General features: G+C 70.5%; 18 protein-coding genes and 1 tRNA gene. 7 read left to right on the top strand and 12 right to left on the bottom strand.

What is annotated here, in order from left to right; translation table 11 throughout:
• Window positions 1–24 precede the first annotated feature (24 nt).
• The gene (locus DEI98_RS16320; RefSeq protein WP_027466099.1) at window positions 25–966 is read right to left on the bottom strand and encodes a carbohydrate ABC transporter permease; all 942 of its coding nucleotides are present in this window, start codon (window positions 964–966) and stop codon (window positions 25–27) included.
• A gap of 11 nt (window positions 967–977) precedes the next feature.
• Window positions 978–1,952 (bottom strand): carbohydrate ABC transporter permease, encoded by a 975-nt coding sequence (locus DEI98_RS16315; RefSeq protein WP_228516654.1) that lies wholly within the window; start codon window positions 1,950–1,952, stop codon window positions 978–980.
• 201 nt (window positions 1,953–2,153) lie between these two features.
• Here DEI98_RS16315 and DEI98_RS16310 point away from each other — a divergent pair, with 201 nt between their 5' ends.
• Both DEI98_RS16310 and DEI98_RS16305 read left to right on the top strand, forming a co-directional pair.
• Window positions 2,154–3,419, top strand: a complete 1,266-nt coding sequence (locus tag DEI98_RS16310) for a Gfo/Idh/MocA family protein (protein ID WP_375334822.1) — start codon at window positions 2,154–2,156, stop codon at window positions 3,417–3,419.
• Window positions 3,420–3,495: 76 nt separating this feature from the next.
• The gene (locus tag DEI98_RS16305) at window positions 3,496–4,509 is read left to right on the top strand and encodes a LacI family DNA-binding transcriptional regulator (protein ID WP_258370904.1); all 1,014 of its coding nucleotides are present in this window, start codon (window positions 3,496–3,498) and stop codon (window positions 4,507–4,509) included.
• A 71-nt stretch (window positions 4,510–4,580) separates the two neighbouring features.
• Here the strand turns inward: DEI98_RS16305 and DEI98_RS16300 are convergent, their stop codons facing one another.
• Window positions 4,581–5,036: a helix-turn-helix domain-containing protein gene (locus DEI98_RS16300; protein ID WP_111101327.1), complete on the bottom strand. Its 456-nt coding sequence runs from the start codon at window positions 5,034–5,036 to the stop codon at window positions 4,581–4,583.
• Window positions 5,037–5,132: 96 nt separating this feature from the next.
• Here DEI98_RS16300 and DEI98_RS16295 point away from each other — a divergent pair, with 96 nt between their 5' ends.
• Window positions 5,133–5,828: an SDR family oxidoreductase gene (locus DEI98_RS16295; protein WP_111101326.1), complete on the top strand. Its 696-nt coding sequence runs from the start codon at window positions 5,133–5,135 to the stop codon at window positions 5,826–5,828.
• An 84-nt stretch (window positions 5,829–5,912) separates the two neighbouring features.
• On the opposite strand, the gene DEI98_RS16290 is transcribed toward DEI98_RS16295, so the two are convergent.
• The 5 genes from DEI98_RS16290 to serS all read right to left on the bottom strand — a co-directional run bounded on the left by DEI98_RS16290 (window position 5,913) and on the right by serS (window position 9,296).
• On the bottom strand, window positions 5,913–6,476 hold the full coding sequence (locus DEI98_RS16290; protein WP_111101325.1) for a GrpB family protein: 564 nt from the start codon (window positions 6,474–6,476) through the stop codon (window positions 5,913–5,915).
• Window positions 6,473–7,003, bottom strand: coding sequence for a GNAT family N-acetyltransferase (locus DEI98_RS16285; RefSeq protein ID WP_110865517.1), 531 nt, complete (start codon window positions 7,001–7,003; stop codon window positions 6,473–6,475). Before DEI98_RS16285 ends, DEI98_RS16290 begins: the two co-directional genes overlap by 4 nt.
• Window positions 7,004–7,005: 2 nt before the next feature.
• A tRNA-Ser gene (locus DEI98_RS16280) sits at window positions 7,006–7,090 on the bottom strand.
• A gap of 83 nt (window positions 7,091–7,173) precedes the next feature.
• On the bottom strand, window positions 7,174–8,037 hold the full coding sequence (locus DEI98_RS16275) for an HAD family hydrolase (RefSeq protein WP_111029845.1): 864 nt from the start codon (window positions 8,035–8,037) through the stop codon (window positions 7,174–7,176).
• Entirely contained in the window at window positions 8,034–9,296 is a 1,263-nt protein-coding gene (gene serS / locus DEI98_RS16270) for a serine--tRNA ligase (protein ID WP_111038292.1), read from the bottom strand. Before serS ends, DEI98_RS16275 begins: the two co-directional genes overlap by 4 nt.
• Before the next feature lie 54 nt (window positions 9,297–9,350).
• Between serS and DEI98_RS16265 the strand changes: the two genes are divergently transcribed.
• The gene (locus DEI98_RS16265; protein WP_111101324.1) at window positions 9,351–10,421 is read left to right on the top strand and encodes a diacylglycerol kinase family protein; all 1,071 of its coding nucleotides are present in this window, start codon (window positions 9,351–9,353) and stop codon (window positions 10,419–10,421) included.
• Between the two features lie 9 nt (window positions 10,422–10,430).
• Here the strand turns inward: DEI98_RS16265 and pheA are convergent, their stop codons facing one another.
• The 4 genes from pheA to DEI98_RS16250 are packed head-to-tail and all read right to left on the bottom strand — an operon-like array spanning window position 10,431 to window position 14,081.
• A complete protein-coding gene (pheA, locus tag DEI98_RS16260; protein WP_111101323.1) occupies window positions 10,431–11,387 on the bottom strand; it encodes a prephenate dehydratase in 957 nt (318 codons plus the stop codon).
• Between the two features lie 39 nt (window positions 11,388–11,426).
• Window positions 11,427–11,972, bottom strand: coding sequence for a MarR family winged helix-turn-helix transcriptional regulator (locus DEI98_RS16255; protein ID WP_017888293.1), 546 nt, complete (start codon window positions 11,970–11,972; stop codon window positions 11,427–11,429).
• Between the two features lie 28 nt (window positions 11,973–12,000).
• Window positions 12,001–12,489 (bottom strand): hypothetical protein, encoded by a 489-nt coding sequence (locus tag DEI98_RS18780; protein ID WP_181438070.1) that lies wholly within the window; start codon window positions 12,487–12,489, stop codon window positions 12,001–12,003.
• Entirely contained in the window at window positions 12,486–14,081 is a 1,596-nt protein-coding gene (locus tag DEI98_RS16250) for a molybdopterin-dependent oxidoreductase (protein ID WP_181438069.1), read from the bottom strand. The genes DEI98_RS18780 and DEI98_RS16250 overlap by 4 nt, the downstream gene beginning before the upstream one ends.
• A 69-nt stretch (window positions 14,082–14,150) precedes the next feature.
• On the opposite strand from DEI98_RS16250, the gene DEI98_RS16245 reads away from it, so the two are divergent.
• The 3 genes from DEI98_RS16245 to DEI98_RS16235 are packed head-to-tail and all read left to right on the top strand — an operon-like array spanning window position 14,151 to window position 16,696.
• Window positions 14,151–15,395 carry a glycosyltransferase family 87 protein gene (locus DEI98_RS16245; RefSeq protein ID WP_181438068.1) on the top strand — a complete coding sequence of 415 codons (1,245 nt, stop codon included), beginning with the start codon at window positions 14,151–14,153 and terminating at the stop codon, window positions 15,393–15,395.
• 5 nt (window positions 15,396–15,400) lie between these two features.
• Complete coding sequence (gene moaA, locus DEI98_RS16240) at window positions 15,401–16,453, top strand: GTP 3',8-cyclase MoaA (RefSeq protein WP_111101320.1); 1,053 nt, start codon at window positions 15,401–15,403, stop codon at window positions 16,451–16,453.
• A 3-nt stretch (window positions 16,454–16,456) separates the two neighbouring features.
• Window positions 16,457–16,696 (top strand): MoaD/ThiS family protein, encoded by a 240-nt coding sequence (locus DEI98_RS16235; RefSeq protein ID WP_111101319.1) that lies wholly within the window; start codon window positions 16,457–16,459, stop codon window positions 16,694–16,696.
• Window positions 16,697–17,176: the final 480 nt, after the last annotated feature.

The raw sequence follows: 17,176 nt of genomic DNA, 5'->3' as shown, positions 1-17,176 counted from the left end.
TGTTCGTCCTGTCCGACAGCCGGGTCACTTGATCCCGGAGAAGCCGATGGAGTTGACGATCCGCTTGGCGAAGACGCCGAACAGCAGGATCATCGGGAGCGCCGCCACCAGGGTCGCGGCCATGAGCCCGGCCCAGTCGGTGCCGGACTGTGGGGTCTGCGACTTGAAGACGCCGAGCGCGACGGTCAGCACCCGCGAGCTGTCGGTGTACGACACCATGAGCGGCCAGAAGTAGTCGTTCCAGCTCGTGATGTACGTCAGCACGGCGAGGGTGGCGATCGGGGCCGCGGCCATCGGGATGACGAGCCGGAAGAACACGCGGACCTTGCCGGCGCCGTCGATGAGGGCCGCTTCTTCGACCTCCTTCGAGATGCCGAGGAAGAACTGCCGCAGGAAGAACACCGCGAACGGGGTCATGAACATCGTCGGCAGGGCGATGCCGAGCAGGTTGTCGACGAGCCCGAGCTGCTTGATGAGCGTGAAGTTCGGCAGCAGCGTGAAGATCGCGGGGACCATCAGTCCGGCCAGGAACACCCCGAACACCTTGTCGCGACCGGGCCAGCGCAGCCGGGCGAAGGCGTAGGCGGCCGCTGCCGAGAAGAACACCTGGCCGACGGTGACGAGCGTCGACACCAGGATCGAGTTGAGCAGGTACCGCCAGAAGTTCAGCGCGGCGCCGGAGCCGCCCTGCGCCAACGCCTCTTCGGTGGACTGCAGGCCGAAGACCCGCTCGAACCCGCCCAGGCTGAAGCCGACGGGCAGCAGCGAGGTGGGGTCGGAGTTGATCGCGGTGTTCGACGACAGCGCGGTGCGCAGGATCCAGTAGAACGGGAACAGGGTGACGACGATGACGAGGATCATCGCGACCCAGGCGAGCACGCGGCCGAGCGACGGGCGACGACGGTGGCCGGCGCCCATCCGCGGCGGGCGGGACGTGGTGACGGAACGGGTGAGTGTCGTGGTCATGGCGCTTCCGTTCAGTCCAGGTCGGACTCACCCGAGCGGGTGAGGCGGTACTGGATGATCGTGATGATGCTGAGGACGATGAGGAGCGCGACCGAGACCGCGGACGCGTAGCCGAACTGGAACCGGCCGAACGCCAGGTTGTAGATGTAGTTCTGCACGACGTTCGTGGCGTTCGCGGGGCCACCCTGCGTGGTGACGGCGACGGTGTCGAACACCTGGAACGACCCGATCACGGTGATGATCAACACCAGGGACAGGATCGGGCGGAGCAGCGGCACCGTGATGCGCCAGAACATCTTCCACTCGCTCGCACCGTCGATGCGTCCGGCCTCGTACACGGTCTCGGGCAGCGACTGCAGGCCGGCGAAGATGAGCAGTGCCGTGTAGCCGACGTGCCGCCAGACGTTGATGAGCGCGATCGAGGGGATGCCCCAGACGTCGCTCTGCAGGAACGGGATGCGGTCGAGCCCGAGTGCGGCGAGCATCTCGTTGCCGATGCCGAGCTGGGTGTCGAGGATCCAGAGCCAGACCAGGGCGGCGACGACGTTCGACACCAGGTACGGCGCGAGCACGATGCCGCGCACGAAGGTCGACTTCGTCAGGCGGTGCATCATCACGGCGATGAACAGCGCGACGACGGTCTGGATGACGATGTTGATGAGGACGTACTCGACCGTCACCACCATCGAGTGCCAGAAGATCGAGTCCTGCACCAGGCGGGCGTAGTTCTGCAGGCCGGTGAACTCGGGCTCGGTGAGCAGGTTGTACGACGTGAAGCTCAGGTAGATGCCCCGCACGGTCGGCCAGGCGAGGAACACCGCGAACCCGACGGCTGCCGGGGCGATGAAGACGAGCGCGAGCCACAGGTCGTTCCTGGGGCGGCGCCGTGGTGCGGTGGTGCGGGCACGGGCGAGGTCGGCGGACCGACTCCTCCGTCTCGTGCTGGCGGTCGTCAAGGGTGACGACACAGGGCTCTCGGTTGCCATCGCGACTCCTTCGTCTGCGGTGGACTGACGTGCAGCAGTCCGTGAGCCGGGAATCTACACGTGGGGACCGCTGCTGGCAAGAGGCTCTTTCCGAGCCGTCGACGGGGGTTGTCACGTGTAGACAGCGTGTGTCAGGATGGCGCTCGATCGCATCGGAGCGACCCGCTCGGCGACGCATCCCACACCTTGGAAAGGTCACTGATGATCTCTGTCGGAATGGTCGGCGCGGGCCAGTTCGCCCCCCAGTTCGCCAAGCTGTTCAAGCTCCACCCCGACGTGGACCGGGTCTACGTCACGGACCTCGTCGACGAGCGCGCGTCCGAACTCGTCGAGACGCAGCACCTCGACGGCACGTTCCCGGACTTCGACGCGGTCCTCGCCTCGGACGTCGACGCCGTCGCGATCTTCACGCAGCGCTGGACCCACGGACCGCTCGTGGTCAAGGCCCTGCGCGCCGGCAAGCACGTGTACTCCGCCGTGCCGATGGCGATCTCCGTCGACGAGATCCGCGACATCATCCAGGCGGTCCGCGACACCGGCCTGACCTACATGATGGGCGAGACGAGCTACTACAACCCCGCGACGGTGTTCGCCCGCAAGCAGGTCGCCGCCGGCGCCTTCGGCCGGGTGTTCTACGCCGAGGGCGACTACGTGCACGACATGGACCTCGGCTTCTACGCCGCGTACCAGTACAGCGGCGGCGACGAGTGGAAGCGCACCGCCAGCTACCCGCCCATGCTCTACCCGACACACTCGGTCGGCGGGGTCCTCGGTGCGATCCCCGGGCACGCGGTCAGTGTCAGCTGCATCGGTGTGAAGGACGACCGCGGCGACGGCGTCTTCGACAAGGACGTCAGCCAGTTCGACAACGACTTCTCGAACGCCACCGCACTGTTCGAGCTCGACAACGGCGGCGTCATGCGCATCAACGAGATGCGTCGCGTCGGCTACCCGTCGCACATCCGTGAGTCGCGCTTCCGCTACTTCGGCACCGAGGCCAGCTTCGAGCAGCTCGCGAAGACCAGCGTCTGGCAGGACAAGGAGGACTCGTACGACATCAGCGACAAGATCGACACCCAGGCGACGATGTCCCTCGACGACCCGCGCCTGGCCGACGTCGACCCGTCCCTGCGCGACGCGTTCGTCTCCGGCTACGCCGAGGTGCACGACACCGACCGTCTGCCCGCCGAGTACGACGGTGTGCCGACCGGGCACGAGGGCAGCCACCAGTTCCTCGCCGACGACTTCGTCCGCGCCGTCGTCGACCGGACCCTGCCGCCGGTGAACGCCTGGACCGCCGCGCGCTTCACCCTGCCGGGCATCATCGCCCACCAGTCCGCGCTGCAGGGTGGCGCCCGCCTCGACGTGCCGGACTTCGGTGACGCCCCGGAGACGACGAGCGCTGCGACGGCGAACGCTCCGACGTCAGCGGCCAGCACGTCGTCGGCTACGATCGCGTCCGAGTAACACGTGTCGTTCGGGTGCCGGTCCGTCGTGGGCCGGCACCCGAACGACCCTCCCGGACCCGACGAAGGTGGCACCCGTGACCGTCCCGACGAACCCCAGGGCGGTCACCCGTGCGGACGTCGCCCGCTACGCCGGGGTCAGCACGTCCGTCGTCAGCTACGTCGTGCACGACGGACCGCGCCCCGTGGCCGCCACCACCGCCGCCCGGGTGCGCGAGGCCATCCGCGTCCTCGGCTACCGCCCGAACGCGAGCGCCCAGGCCCTGCGCACCGGCTCGTCGAAGATGCTCGGCCTGATCGTGCCCGAACTCGACAACCCGTTCTGGTCCGAGCTCGCCGTCGCCGTCACCCACGCCGCCGCCGCACGCGGCTACGACGTCCTGCTCGCCAACAGCGACGGTGACGCCGCCCAGGAGCGCGAGCGACTCCGCAGCCTGTCCGCGCGCCAGGTCGACGGCATCATCGTGACGAGCATCATGACCCACCCGGACCTGTCGACCGTCACCGACCCCGGCCTGCCGATGGTCCTGCTCAACACGTTCTTCGAGGTCCCCGAGTACGCCAGCATCGGTGTCGACGCCCTGCGTGGCGCTCTCGACGGCACGCAGCACCTGGTCGAGCACGGCTACCGCTCGATCGGCCTCGTGATGGGGCACACCGGCTCGATGGAGCTCCGCGAGCAGGGCTGGATGCGTGCCCTGCGCCAGGCCGGCCTGCCCGACGGGCCCATCGTCCGCACCGACTTCACCCGGCGCGGTGGCTACGAAGCCGGCCTCCGGATGTTCGCCGACGAGACCGGACCCCGAGCCGTCTTCGTCAGCTCCGACATGCAGGCGATCGGCGTCATGCGCGCACTGTGGGAACTCGGTCTGCGCGTCCCCGAGGACGTCGCGATCGTGTCGTTCGACGGCGCGGCCGAGGCGGACTACACCAACCCGCAGCTCACCACGGTCCGGCAGCCGATCGAGACGATGGCGGTCGCCGCGGTCGACCGTGTGCTCGGCCTCGACGCCGACAACCAGTGGCACCGCGACCTGGTCCCCGCCGAGTTGGTCCTCGGCGCGAGTTGCGGGTGCGACGTGCGGCGCTGACGCACCCAAAAGCGGACTGGAGGTTCGGGGGCGGGGCCGCCACGGGCCTCCTGTCCGTCAGCCGGTCGTGTTCAGGACGCCGGCTCCATGACGGCGCGGAGGCGCGCGGTCGGGATGCGCTCCTGCGCATCCACGGTCACGGCGGCAGCCTCGACCGCCTCGCCGGTCTCGGCGTCGACGAAACGCAGGTCCGACGCCCGCTCGGACGGACGGTGCCGGTCGGCCCAGCCGCCGAGGGCGAGCAGCACGAGCGACAGGTCGCGGCCGGAGTCGGTCAGGACGTACTCCTCGCGGGCGCGGGCCCCCTCGGGCTTGTAGGTGGTGCGCTCGAGGACTCCCCCGTCGACGAGCGATGCCAGGCGTGCGGTCAGGACCTCGCGCGGGATGCCGAGGCTCTGCTGGAACTGACTGAAGCGGGTCGAGCCGCCGATGGCGTCGCGGACGATCATGAGCGTCCACTTCTCGCCGAGGACGTCGAGGGAGCGTGCGATGGGGCAGCGCTCGTCGCCGCCGAGGATGCCGAGCATGTGTTCATCCTAGCTGGGTTCGATTTCCGGACACAACGTGCTAGGTTCGGTTTCCGTACTCAACATCCCGCATCCCTCGCACGACTGGAGCACCCCATGACCGACCTCACCAACGCCGTCGTCCTCGTCACCGGAGCGAACGGCGGCCTCGGCGCCGAGTTCGTCCGCCAGGCCCTGGAGCGTGGCGCCACCAAGGTCTACGCCACCGCCCGGAACCCGCGCACCTGGGAGGACGAGCGCATCGTCCCCCTCGCCCTCGACGTCACGAGCCAGGAGAGCGTCGACGCCGCGGCCCGCGCCGCAGCCGACGTGACCGTCCTCGTGAACAACGCCGGGATCGCCGGCTCCGACCCGCTCGTCGACGTCTCCGTCGAAGAGGTCGAGCGCATCTTCGCCACCAACGTCTTCGGTGCACTCCGCGTCGCCAAGGCCTTCGCCCCCTCGATCGCCAACGGTGCGCTGGTCGACGTGCACTCCGCCCTGAGCTGGGTCGCCCTCGCCGGCGCGTACTCGGCGTCGAAGGCCGCGTTCTGGTCGATCACGAACTCCCTGCGCCTCGAGCTCGCACCCCAGGGCACCCAGGTCGTCGGCGCCCACCTCGGCTACACCGACACCGGCATGATCGCCGACCTCGACGTCGAGAAGTCCGACCCCGCCGACATCGTCCGGTCGATCTGGGACGCGGTCGAGGCCGGCGAGCACGAGGTCCTCGCCGACCAGGTCAGCCGCGACGTCCGTGCCGGCCTGAGCGCCCCGCTCACCGCGCTCTACCCGATGCTCGCCAGCGCCTGAGGCCGGTTCTCGTCGGGACGGTGACGGTTCTGGTTCACGAACACCCGGGTTCCTGAACCAGAACCGTCACCCGCCCCGATCGCGTCAGCCACCCGCGCCGCGGTCGGTGATCCGACGGTTCGTGGCGGTGATGGCGGCGCGCTCGTCGTCAGACAGGCCACCGGCGTGGAGGATCCGGCTCAGCACGTCGCTCTTCCGCTCGATGTAGTCGTCGATGTCCTCGGCCTCGGTGGCTGCCCGGCGTTTCACGGCGGCGTACTCGTCGCGGAGCGCCGGGTCGGCACGCAGCACGTCGCGGACGGCCACGTGGTTCCGCAGCGCGAGCGACCCGGCCGCGACGACGTAGGTGTTGGTCGGGGCGAACCGCTCCGGTGCCCGGAACGCCTGCCTGTCCGGGACGCCGAGTTCACCGCGCGGCTCGAAGCCGATCGTCGCCATCGCCGCCACTGCAGCCGGGACGTCGGCAGTGTCCACCACGACGTCGACGTCGAGCACGGGCTTCGCCGCCAGGCCCGGCACGGACGTGCTGCCCACGTGCTCGATGCTCCGGAACGGCACATCGGCGTCGTCGAGCGCGGCGGCGTACGCATCGTGCAGCTGCCGGAACCGCTCGGGCCAGGACGACCGGTACGCGACGACCTCGATCACGGGGCCGGCGTCGGCGCGAGGAGCTGGAACATGACGTGGTCGCGCCAGACCCCGTCGATCTTGATGTACTCCGGCGCGAATCCGTACCGGGTGAATCCCGCCGACTCGAGCGCGCGCTGCGAGCCGACGTTCTCGGGCAGGGTCTCGGCCTGCACGCGGTGCAGACGGAGCACGTCGAACGCGTGATCGGCCGCTGCGCGGACAGCGCGGGACGCATGGCCCTGGCGCGTGCGGTCGGCGCGGATCCAGTACCCCATCGCGCACGACTGCAGGGCACCGCGGACGACGCCGCTCAGCGTGATGCGGCCGAGGAGTTCCCCGTCGGTCGACTCGATGACGAACGGCACCGCGTTGCCCGCGCGCTGCGTGGCGAGGGCCTGCGTGATGACGTCCCGCTGGCCGGACTCCGTGTAGTACGACGGCGCTCGCGCCGGTTCCCACGGTCGCAGGTGGTCGGCGTTCTCGGTGATGACCGCAGCCAGGACGGCCGCGTCGTCGAGGCGGAGTGGGCGCAACCGTGTGTCCATCGCGGAGGGTGTGGGATTCGAACCCACGAGACATCTCTGCCCACCTGTTTTCAAGACAGGCTCCATCGGCCGCTCGGACAACCCTCCAGTGACGCGACCACGTGGCGAGACGTGATCGCGTCCCGGGAAGTCTACCCGGGCCTCCAGGCAGGGGTGCGCGCGAGCGCGGACTAACGGGGCAGGGAGTCGAGCGCCGCTGCCAGGCCGTCGTCGGTGATGCCGCCGGTGAGCTCGTTGCCGGCGTCGACGACGTCGTCGGGGGCCTGGCCCATGACGACGCCGCGACCGGAGGTCGAGGCCCAGCGGAGCATGTCGATGTCGTTGCGGCCGTCGCCCGCGGCGAAGACGCGGGAACGCGGGATGTCGAGCCACTCGCGGACGCGCTCCATCGCGGTGGCCTTCGTCACGCCCTCCGGAGCGATGTCGAGCCACGACGTCCAGCCGACCGAGTACGAGACCTTGTGCAGGCCCATCTGCTCGACGATCTGCAGGAAGTCCTCGGTGTCGTGGCCGGGCGAGATGACGACGACGCGGGTGGCCTCGACGCCGAGCAGCTGCTCGAACGGCACGTGCTCGCCCTCGACGGTCATCGTGTCGTCGGGGAAGTTGCCGGACAGCAGGAAGTGACCGGTCTCGTCCTCGACGCCGAACGCGGCGTTCTCGAGCGCGCCGTGGATGGTCTGCAGCACCTCGGACGGGTCGAACCGCTCGACGTGTTCGCGCACGTAGGAGCCGTCGGCGCGGCGGGCCAGGATGAGCGCACCGTTCGCGCAGACCAGGTACTTCGGCCGGATGCCGAGGGTCTCGAGCAGGGGCACGGTCATGCCCTCGCTGCGGCCGGTCGAGAGCATGACCTCGTGGCCGGCGGCCTCGGCGTCGCGCACGGCGGCGACCACCGCCTGCGTGATGACACCGTCCTCGCGCATGGTGGTGCCGTCGATGTCGAGCGCGACCAGCCAGCGCTTGGTGCGGGCGGGCGCGTCGGTGCCCGCGCCCTGCTCGGTGCCGTCCACGAACCGTCCCTGGGTGCTCATCGGGGCTCGATCACCTCGACGCCACCGAGGTAGGGGCGCAGGACCTCCGGCACGACGACGGAACCGTCGGCCTGCTGGTGCGTCTCGAGGATCGCGACGATCCAGCGGGTCGTGGCGAGGGTGCCGTTCAGGGTGGCGACCGGGGCGGTCTTGCCGCTCTCGGTGCGGTAGCGGATGTCGAGGCGGCGGGCCTGGTACGTCGTGCAGTTCGACGTCGAGGTGAGCTCGCGGAACGTGCCCTGCGTCGGGACCCAGGCCTCGATGTCGTACTTCTTCGCGGCGCTCGTGCCGAGGTCACCGCCGGCGACGTCGATCACGCGGTAGTGCAGCCCGAGGTCCTGCAGCATCTGCTCCTGGTACCCGACGAGCTTCTCGTGCTCGGCCTCGGCCTCGTCGGGGTGCACGTAGGTGAACATCTCGAGCTTGTTGAACTGGTGCACGCGGAGGATGCCGCGGTTGTCCTTGCCCGCCGACCCGGCCTCACGCCGGTAGCAGGTCGACCAGCCGGCGTAGCGGTGCGCGGTCTTCTCGATGTCGAGGATCTCGTCGGCGTGGAACCCGGCGAGGGCGACCTCGCTCGTGCCGGTCAGGTACAGGTCGTCGGCTTCGAGCCGGTAGACCTCGGCCGCGTGCTCGCCGAGGAACCCGGTGCCGGCCATCGTCTCGGGTCGGACGAGCGTCGGGGTGATGAGCGGTTCGAAGCCGGCAGCGATCGCACGGTCGAGGCCGAGCGACATCAGCGCGATCTCGAGCCGGGCGCCCATGCCGCGCAGGAAGTAGAAGCGCGAGCCGGAGACCTTCACGCCACGCGGGATGTCGATGATGCCGAGGTGCTCACCGAGGTCGGCGTGGTCCTTCGGCTCGAAGTCGAACTCGGGCTTGGTGCCGACGGTGCGGAGCGTGACGAAGTCGTCCTCGCCGCCCTCGGGCACACCGGGGAGCACGACGTTCGGGATGCCGCGGACGACGGTGTTGAAGGTGTCCTCGGCCGCGGTGACGGTGGCCTGCGCCTCCTTCACCTTCGCGGCGAGGGCCTGGGCCTGCTGCACGAGCGCGGCCTTCTCGTCCTTCGGGGCCTTGGCGACGGTCTTGCCGAACGCGTTCTGCTCGGCGCGGAGCGACTCGAACGAGGTGATCGCACTGCGGCGGGCGGAATCGGCGGCGACGGCTTCGTCGACGACGGCCACGGAGGCACCACGCGCCTGCTGTGAAGCCTTGATGACGTCCGGGTTGTCGCGAAGCAGCTGTGGATCGATCACCGCCCCATCCTAGACGGGGCAACCGCACGCAGCCTCGATCGGTAGCGTGGACGTATGTCGACCCCTTCGGAGACCGCGCCCGCGGACCAGGACGCCCTCCCCACCGAGCAGCGGACGGCCGCGGTGGTCTACAACCCGGTCAAGGTCCACCTGCCGACCCTCAAGCGCACGGTGCAGGAACACCAGCAGCAGGCCGGCTGGGCCGAGACCCTGTGGTTCGAGACCTCAGAAGAAGACCCGGGCGGCGGCATGGCCCGCGCGGCGATCGAGGCCGGTGCCGACGTCGTCGCGGCGGCCGGCGGTGACGGCACGGTCCGTGCGGTCGCCGAGGTCGTGCACGAGTCCGGTTCGACCCTGGCGCTGCTGCCGAGCGGCACCGGCAACCTGCTCGCGCGCAACATGAAGCTCCCCCTCGACGACCTGGCCGCGAGCGTCCGGACGATCTTCCACGGCGACGACCGCAAGATCGACTTCGGCATGCTCAAGATCGAGCGCCCCGGGGGCGAGCGCGAACGCTTCGGCTTCCTGGTGATGGCGGGCCTCGGGCTCGACGCGCGGATGCTCGTGAACACCCGCCCCGAGCTGAAGAAGAAGGTCGGCTGGCTCGCCTACGTCGACTCGCTGTTCCGTTCGGTGCGCGACGCCAACGCGTTCGAGTTCCGCTACCAGCTGGACGACGACGGCAACCACTCGCTCCGAGCGCACTCGCTCATCGTCGGCAACTGCGGCATGCTGCAGGCCGGCGCGATCCTGCTCCCGGACGCCGAGATCGACGACGGCGTGTTCGACATCGCCGTGATGCGCCCCCGCGGGTTCTTCGGCTGGGTGCGGATCGGTGCCCGGGTGTTCTGGGAGAACGGGATCCTGCGGGCGTTCCGTCGGTCGAACCTGGGCAAGACCGCGGTCGGCAAGAAGATCGTCTCGAAGTCGCGCGAGGAACGACCCCTGCGCTACCTGCGCGGGCAGGAGTTCACGGCGCGACTCGAGCGGCCCGACGAGTTCGAGATCGACGGCGACCCGGTGGGCGAGGTCATCGCCTTCCGTTCGCGCATCGACCCGATGGGGCTCTCCGTGCGCGTGCCGGACCCGGCGGACGACCGCCACGGCTCGCGACAGGTGCCCTGACCCGCAGCGCTACCGCGCCCCGGGCTCACCCGACACGATCGCGCGCAACCAGTCCCGCGCCTCGACGAACGCGGCGTCCGAGTAGCGCGCGGGCACCTCGGGGCGTGCGCCGTCGGCACGCGGGTACGACCCGAGGAACGTCACGCGCGGGCTGAACCGCCGCAGGCCGAGCAGCGCGTCCGCGACCCGCTCGTCGCGCACGTGCCCGTCGAGGTCGATGACGAACCGGTAGCGGCCGAGCTCGTCACCGATCGGGCGTGACGACAGCAGCCCCATGTTGATGCCCCGCGTCGCGAACTGTTCGAGCATGTCGACCAGGGCGCCGGGGTGGTCGGCGGGCAGCTCGACGATGACGCTGGTCTTGTCGGCGCCGGTCGGGTCGGGCAGGGCGAGGGTCTTCGACACGAGCACGAACCGGGTGACCGCCGAGGCGTTGTCGCCGATCGACGACGCGAGGACGACGACGTCGTGGTGGTCGGTGATGCCGGGCGGTGCGACAGCCGCGTCGGCGGTCGGGTTCGCCTCGAGCAGGGCGAGGGCCGCGGCGACGTTCGACGACGCCGGGATGTGGCCGTGCCCGGGCAGGTTCGCCTCGAGCCAGTTGTGCGTCTGCGCGTAGGCGACCGGGTGCGCGTTCACGGTGTGGACGTCGGCCAGGGCTGTGCCGGGGCGGGCGACGAGCACGAAGTCGACGGGGACCAGGTACTCCCCCACGATCCGCACGCCGGGGATCCGGGCCAGGGCGTCCTGCGTGGCGCTGACCCCGCCGTCGACGCTGTTCTCGATTGCGATGACCGCCCCGATCGACCGCCCGGACATGACGTCGTCCAGGGCCTCACCGACGTTGTTGACGCTCCGCCAGGGCTTGCCGGCGGCGGCCTCGACGAGCTTCAGGGCCGCCTCGGTGAAGGTGCCGGCGGGTCCGAGGTAGGAGTACGTGTCGGACGGCGCGGCGGGGTCGGTCATGCGGCGAGCCTATTGCAGGGACGCGGCCGCCAGCCCGCCTCAGTCGGTCGCCGCACCCGTCAGCCGCTGCTCGCAGATCGCGGTGTCGTCGTCCTCGCGCGGGTAGGTCAGCGCCGCGAACCGCCCCTCGGGGTCGAGGCGCGTCAGGAGCGACGCCGCGATGCCGTCGAGCTGCGCGACCTGCTCGTCGGAGAGCGCGTCGATGACCACTCGACGGGCGGTGCGGACGTGGTCCGGGGCAGCGTCGACGATCGTGGCGTACCCGGCGTCGGTCAGGCGGACGTCGGTGGCGCGGCGGTCGGAGGTCGACGGGCACCGGGTCACGAGCCCGCGCTTCTCGAGCCGGGACACCACGTGCGACAGCCGCGGCAACGAGGCGTTCGTGGCCGAGGCGAGCGCCGACATCCGCAGGGTCCGGGTGTCGGTCTCGGAGAGCATCGCGATGACCATGTAGTCGAAGTGCGTCAGGTCGGCGTCACGCTGCAGCTGCTGGTCGAGCGCGGCCGGCAGGAGTTCCATGACCGCGACGAGCTTCATCCACGCGCGCAGCTGCTCGCGGGTGAGCCACGGGGTCTCGTCGGTCATGACCTGATCATACCGAAAGGTTGTCTCTTTAACCAGTGGTGCGCACCGCGGACGAACCGGACGAACCGGACGAACCCGCCGAACCCGACGAACCGCCAGCGCGACGCGACCGCACCACCCCGATGACGAGCACGACCACCACGACGACGAGCAGCGCCCCCTCGACGAGCAGCAGCCGCGTGCCGTAGTCGAACGGCAGCACGGTCGGGTTCTTCTGCCCGTGGTCCTTCGCCGCGATCTCCGGCAGGACCACCAGGGCGAGCACGCTGCCGAGCACGATCGCCGCCTGCACGACGACGAGCACCCAGGCCCGCAGCGAGCGTCCGGCCCGACGCAGCAGCAGCCCGGCACCGACCACGAACGGCGACAGGACCGCGTCGTGCAGCACCACCGCCGCGAGCAGCCACACCCCGAGCCCGCCGATGCGGTTCGGCTTGACGGACGTCACGAGCACGTACGCCCCGAACGCGATGACCAGCACGCCGATCACCACGAGCACGATCCGCGCGGCCTTCACCGGAGCACCTCGATCTTCTCGATCCACTTGGTCTGCAGCACACCGGGCCGTCCCGGAGCGATGATCCGCGCCGGGAACCCGTGGTCCAGGTCGAGCGTCGCACCGTTCAGCTCGAGGGCGATGAGCGTCGTCGGGTCCTCGGCGTACTCCGGTCCCATGTCCATGATCCGGTAGCCGCCGTGCCGCTCCAGGCTCGTCACGCGCACGTGCGACCCCTGCGGCGCCTGCACGGCGTCGAGCAGGTCGCGCATCCGCACGCCCTTCCAGGTCGCCATCTGACTCCACCCCTCGACGCACGAGATGGGCAGGTCGACCTGCGCGGTGCCGAGCGCGACGAGTTCCGCCCGGACGAACGTCCGGCTCACGTCGTGGCCGACGACGGTGAGCGTCCAGTCGGCGGCGGTCGCGGTCGCGAGGACGCCGGCTGCCCGCGCGGTCCGGTTCACCGGCAGCCCGTTCGCGCCGATGCCGCGACCGCGGGCGCCGAACACGTTGAACGGTTCCGCGAGCTTCGAGGACTGCCCCGCCGTGAGCGCGACGACACCGACGGTCGCCGCCGTCACGCCGGCGAAGAACCCGCGTCGGGCGATGCGCTGGCGTCGTCCGGTGGCTGCTTCCGGCGTCGGCCTGGAGGCCCGGCTCGCCTCCGGCACATCGGCCGTCGGCTGGGCGCGACTCGGCTCCTCGGACACCGCGCGGGTCTCCGGGGCCGTGTCGGGTCCGGTGGGACGGGGCTCGGCGCCGCCGGGGGCGGCGTCGACGCCGTCGATCCAGCGGAACACGCGGCCCAGCAGGCCGGGGGCGGTGGACCCGGCGGTCTCGGCGACCGCAGCGTGCGGGGCGGACGTCGGATGAGCCTCCAGGCCGGGTGGGAGCAGCTCACTGCCGGACGCGGGGTCCGCGATGAACCGACCGTGCGCGTCGTAGGAGTCGCGCTTCCGCCAGTAGCGGGCGATGACCGGCAGCTTGGCGGCGATGTGGATGGCCAGCGACCCGATGATCACGTAGGCCAGGGCGTTGTGCACCTGGCGGAACGGGAACGGCCACGGGTACCACTGGTACGTGTTGAGCAGGCCGGTGACGACCTGGATGATCGACGCGGACACGAGCACCGCGATCGACAGCCGCTCGAGCAGGTGCAGCACGCCGCGCACCGGCGGCACCTGCACCAGGGCGGGCATGACGGTGTTGAGCTTGGCGAGCAGCAGCGGGATGATCGCGATCCCGGTCGTGATGTGCAGGCCCTGCGTGAACTGGTACAGCTGCGTCGGACGGGTCGGGAACCGCATCCAGCCGAGCGGTTCCTGCAGCAGGTGGCTGTAGATCCCGGTGCCGAAGCAGACCAGGAACGCGATGCCGAGCAGGCGCCCGAGCACCACGGCCGAGCGGGCGTTGCGGTTGGGGGACGCCAGAGCTGCTCGTCCGTCGTGCAGCAGGCGCTGGAGGCCGGATAGCCTCGACGGACCATGAGCGACCGACTGCGTGCCCTCCGACCGTCCCTGGCCGACGGCACCGCCGCGCGGATCGGCACCGTGCTGGCCGTCGTGGGAGTACTCGCCCTTTCGGGCGTCATCGCCGTCGGCGTCACGCATCTGGGGTTCCTCCGATCGGGCCATCGTTCTGCATTCGTTGCGTGGACGCTGATCGCTTGGACCGTCTTCGTGATCGCCGTGCTCGCGGTGCGTTTCGTGCCCGTCCGGTGGATGACCACCATGGTCATCGGCGGAGCGGTGGTGATCGGCATCGCCGCGCTGGTCGGCCCGCCGAACACGAGCACCGACTCCGCTCGGTACGCGTGGGACGGCATCGTCCAGCATGCCGGTGTCTCACCGTACGCGCACACCCCCCAGTCCGCGGCACTGTCCGGTCTCCGACCCGACTGGTTGTTCCCCGACAAGGTGGACGGTACGTGCGATCCGCTGAAGCCCCGGTTCCGCGGGCTCGGCGACGGCGCGGACGGGCACTGCACCGCGATCAACCGGCCGGACGTCACGACGATCTACCCGCCGATGGCGCAGCTGTGGTTCGCCGCGGTGCGGTTCTTCGTGCCGGCGACCGCGCAGTACCTGCCGTTCCAGGTCGCCGGGCTGCTCGTGTCGCTCGGCGTGACCGTCGGGCTCGTCCTGGTGCTCCGCCGGATCGGCCGTCCGACCTGGTGGGCGGCGCTCTGGGCCTGGTCGCCGCTCGTGGCGTCCGAGGCGGTCACCAACTCGCACGTCGACGTCGTCGGCGCCGCACTCGCCACGGCCGGTGTCGTGCTCGTCGCATTCGGCCGGCCGATCTGGGGCGGGATCGCGCTCGGGGCCGCGACCGCGACCAAGCTCATCCCGGCGATCGTGTACCCGCCGTTGCTCGGCCGCGGTCGGGCGTGGTGGGCGATCCCCATCGGCATCGCCGTGTTCGGGCTGCTCTACGTGCCCTACGTGCTGACGACCGGGCTCGACGTGCTCGGGTACCTGCCCGGCTACCTGAGCGAGGAGGGCTACGAGGACGGCTCCCGGTTCGCGCTGGTGTCGCTCGTGGTCAAGGGCGACGCGGCGACCCTGGTGGTGGGGCTCCTGGTGCTGCTGGCGGCGTTCGTGGCGTGGCGGTTGTCCGACCCGGCGCGGCCGTGGTCGGGCGAGGTCCTGATGATCGGCGTGACGTTCCTCGCCGTGACGCCGCGCTACCCCTGGTACGCGCTGCTGCTCATCCCGTTCGTGGTGCTGTCCGGGCGGTGGGAGTGGTTGTCGATCGGCCTCGCCATCGCGCTGCGCGGGGTGTGGCCGTCGGCGGACGCCTACCGGTGGTGGTTGCTCGCGGCCGTGGCGGTCATCGTGGTCGTCACACTGCTGCGCACGGAGCGGTCGCAGTGGCGACGGTGGTGGGAGCGGCTGACGTTCCGGCGCGTGGAACACGTACGCTGACGACCATGGCACCCGCGATCCTGCTCGGCACGACCGGCTCCGTGGACCCGGCTCCCGCCGGGCTCGTCGACCGCTTCGGGCGTCGCGCCGTCGACCTGCGGGTGTCGCTGACCGAGCGCTGCAACCTCCGCTGCACCTACTGCATGCCCGCGGCCGGACTGCCGTTCGCCCCCGACGAGGCCCTGATGACGGCGACCGAGATCGAGCGGCTGGTCCGGATCGGCTCGTCGCGGTTCGGCGTCCGCAAGGTCCGGTTCACCGGCGGGGAGCCGATGCTCCGGCACGACCTGGTCGACGTGATCGCCCGGTGCGCCGCGCTGCCCGACGCCCCGGAGCTGTCGCTCACCACGAACGCGATCGGCCTCGCCCACCGCGCCCAGGGCCTGTACGACGCCGGACTGCGGCGCGTGAACGTGTCGCTCGACACCGTCGACCCCGACGTCTTCACCACCGTGACCCGCAGGCCGTTCCTCGACAAGGTGATCGCCGGACTGTCGGCCGCGCACGACGCCGGACTCGACATCAAGGTCAACGCGGTGTTGCTGCGCGGCATCAACGACGAGGCCGCCCCGGAGCTCCTCCGCTGGTGCCTGGAGCGTGGCTACGAGCTGCGGTTCATCGAGCAGATGCCCCTGGACCCCGACCACGCGTGGGACCGCACCTCGATGATCACCGCGGCCGAGACCCGCGCGCTGCTGGCGACGTCGTTCGTGCTCACGCCGGACGACGCCCCGCGCGACGGTGCCCCTGCCGAGCGGTACCGCGTGCACGACGCCGTCACCGGGGAGCCGCTCGGCACCGTCGGGATCATCGCGAGCATCACCGAGTCGTTCTGCGCCGACTGCACCCGCACCCGGCTGACCGCCGACGGGCACGTGCGCAGCTGCCTGTTCTCCGACGAGGAGACCGACGTGCTCGGGCCGATGCGCTCCGGGGCGGACGACGACGAGGTCGCCGAGCTCTGGCGGCTCGCGATGTGGGCGAAGCCGCGCGACCACGGTGACGACAGCGACGAGCTCGTGCACCCGACGCGCGGCATGAGCGCGATCGGCGGCTGAGGCATGACCACGATCCGGTTCTTCGCCGCTGCCCGGGCTGCCGTGGGTGTCGACTCGCTGACCACGTCGGGGCCCACCATCGAGGCCGCCCTCGGCGCGATCAACGTCGTGGACCCTGCGCGATGGAGTGCGCTGCAGGAGCGCTGCTCGTACCTGGTCGACGGCGTGACCACGCGCGACCGGGCGACCTCGCTCGACGGTGTCGAGGTCGTCGACGTCATGCCGCCCTTCGCCGGGGGCTGAGTTCGGCGGCTGAGCGGTAGTACGCCCGTTCCTTCCCAGAACACCCGCGATACCTGGCGTTTTCGGGCATACCTGGTGCGAACTTCCGACCAGGTACGCCCGATTCGACCAGGTACACCCGGAACGACCTGGTACGCCCGACTCGACCCCGCGCCCGCGCACCCCGCGCCCGTTCCTTCCCAGAACACCCGCGATACCTGGTGCTTCCGGGCATACCCGGTGCGAACTTCCGACCAGGTACGCCCGATTCGACCAGGTACGCCCGATTCGAGCCGGTACGCCCGATTCGACCCCGTGCCCGCGCACCCCGCGCCCGTTCCTTCCCAGAACACCCGCGATACCTGGTGCTTCCGGGCATACCTGGTGCGAACTTCCGACCAGGTACGCCCGATTCGACCAGGTACGCCCGGAACGACCCGGCGCAGCCAGCCCAGCCCGCGCCCTGCCTCTTATACACACCTCCGCTCCCACCATACCGAG

Source organism: Curtobacterium sp. MCLR17_034 (genome assembly GCF_003234485.1).
GTDB classification, from domain to species: Bacteria; Actinomycetota; Actinomycetes; order Actinomycetales; family Microbacteriaceae; genus Curtobacterium; species Curtobacterium flaccumfaciens.
This window is presented reverse-complemented; position numbering and strand designations above follow the sequence as displayed.